Origin of the sequence: Nonomuraea zeae, assembly GCF_005889725.1 — a bacterium.
GTDB lineage: Bacteria > Actinomycetota > Actinomycetes > Streptosporangiales > Streptosporangiaceae > Nonomuraea > Nonomuraea zeae.
Window position 1 is genome coordinate 1 of sequence record NZ_VCKX01000631.1, and the last position, 2,056, is coordinate 2,056.

The following is a 2,056-nucleotide window of genomic DNA, read 5'->3' on the forward strand; positions in this document are numbered from 1 at the left end:
CCCAGCGTCGCCACGCCTGCCTGCAGGCCGCCCCCGGCCGCCCGGCCGACCTGCCCTGGGAACCGCCACGCGGCGAAGCGGAACGCGCCGTCGCGCGGGTCTGGCAGGAGGTTCTCGGCCTCGACCGGGTCGGCAGGAACGACACCTTCTTCGCCGTGGGCGGCGACTCGATCAGCAGCCTCAAGGTCGTGGCCCGGCTGCGTGCCACGGGCTACGGCGTGGAGCTGCAGCACCTGTTCACCCACCAGGCGGTCGCCGAGCTGGCCACCGTACTGCGGCCGCGGCAGGCCGTACCGGAAGCCACGGCGGGAGCCTTCGACCTGCTCAGCCCGGCGGACAGAGAGAGGCTCACGCGATGATCATCGACGCCTACCCGCTCAGCGCCCTCCAAGCCGGGATGCTGTACCACAGCGAGCTGGACGGCGTGACCTTCCACGACCACACCACGCTCACGCTGCGCGGCACGTTCGACGAGGCGGCGCTGGTCAGGGCGCTGGCGGAGCTGTCGGCGCGACACGAGGTGCTGCGGACCTCCTTCGACCTGACCGGGTTCAGCGAGCCCGTCCAGCTCGTGCACGACCGCACGGAGATCCCGCTGACCGTTTCCGGCGGCGAGCCGGAGTACGGGCCGTTCGACTGGGCGCAGGCTCCCCTGCTGCGCGTCCACGTACGGCCCGAGGCCGGCAGGTTCGCGCTGACCGTCTACTTCCACCACGCGATCCTCGACGGGTGGAGCGTCGCGGCGCTGGTCAGCGAGCTGCTGTCGCGCTATGCGACGCCGGGGCTGCCGGTGGACCCGCCGGGGGCGCGCTTCCGCGACCTGGTGGCGGCCGAGAAGGCCCTGCTCGCCCGGCCGGAGGCGGCGGAGTTCTGGCAGGAGGCGATCGCCGAGGCGCCGGAGGGCCGGCTGCCCCGGATGCCCGGCTACCCCACCGGCGGACCGCGCAGGGTCGAGGTCCTCGCCACGGCGCTGCCCGACGATCTGGCGAAAGCGCTGGCCGAGGAGGCGGCTTCGGCCCGGGTGCCCCTGCGCTCGGTGCTGCTCGCGGCGCACGTGCGCGTCATGGCGCTGCTGACCGGCGACCCGGACGTCCTCACGGGGATGCTCACGCACAGCCGCCCGGAGAGCGAGGCGGGTGACGAGGTGCTCGGCCTGTTTCTCAACACCGTCCCGCTGCGCGTGCGCGCCGACGCTCCCGAGCTGGTCCAGCGGGTCTTCCAGGCGGAGGTGGCGGCGCTGCCGTACCGGCACTTCCCGCTCTTCGAGATCCAGCGGGCCAGCGGCCGCGCGCGCCTGCTGGACACGCACGTGGACTTCCGCGACTTCCACGTGAACGGCGGCGCCGCCACCCCCATCGAGGGCCAGGACTTCTTCGAGCAGACCGACTTCGCCTTCAGCGCGGCCTTCGTCCGGACGCCCGGCCAGGGACTGACGCTGACCATCTCGTACGACACCACGCAGTTCCCCGCCGACCAGATCGCGGCGATCCGGGATGACTACCTTCGCGCATTGTCAGGAGATCTCGGTATCTCACCGCAGCACGCGGCGCTGCTCGCGCGCTGGAACGCCACCGCGCGCGACCACCCGGGCGGGCTGCTGCACGAGCTGGTCTTCGAGCAGGCCGAGCGGACGCCGGAGGCGACGGCGCTGGTCTTCGAGGGCGACCGGCTGACCTATCGCGAGCTGGCCGAGCGGGCCCGCGCCGTGGCGGCCGGGCTGGACGTGCGGGTGGACCAGCCGGTCGGCGTGTGCATGGAACGCGGCCTGGACCTCCCGGTCGTGCTCCTCGGGGTGCTGGCGGCGGGTGGCGCCTACCTGCCCCTCGATCCGGCCGATCCCGAGGAACGGCGCCGCGGCATGCTCGCCGACGCCGGAGCGGAGATCGTCCTCACCGCCGCGGAGTCCGGGGGTGGCCGCACGCCGCCGCTGGTGCACGAGGACAACCTGGCCTACGTCATCTTCACCTCAGGATCCACCGGACGCCCGAAAGGCGTGGGCGTCTCCCACCGGGCGATCGTCAACCGGCTGCGCTGGATGCAGGACACCTTCCAGCTC

At 73.1% G+C, this 2,056-nt stretch carries 2 protein-coding genes; both read left to right on the forward strand.

Translation table 11 applies throughout. The annotated features are described in order from the left end of the window. The coding region (locus ETD85_RS61935) for a phosphopantetheine-binding protein (protein ID WP_138699038.1) at positions 1-359 on the forward strand (359 nt) is incomplete at its 5' end. Then, the coding region (locus ETD85_RS61940; RefSeq protein WP_138699039.1) for a condensation domain-containing protein at positions 356-2,056 on the forward strand (1,701 nt) is incomplete at its 3' end. The genes ETD85_RS61935 and ETD85_RS61940, both read left to right, overlap by 4 nt.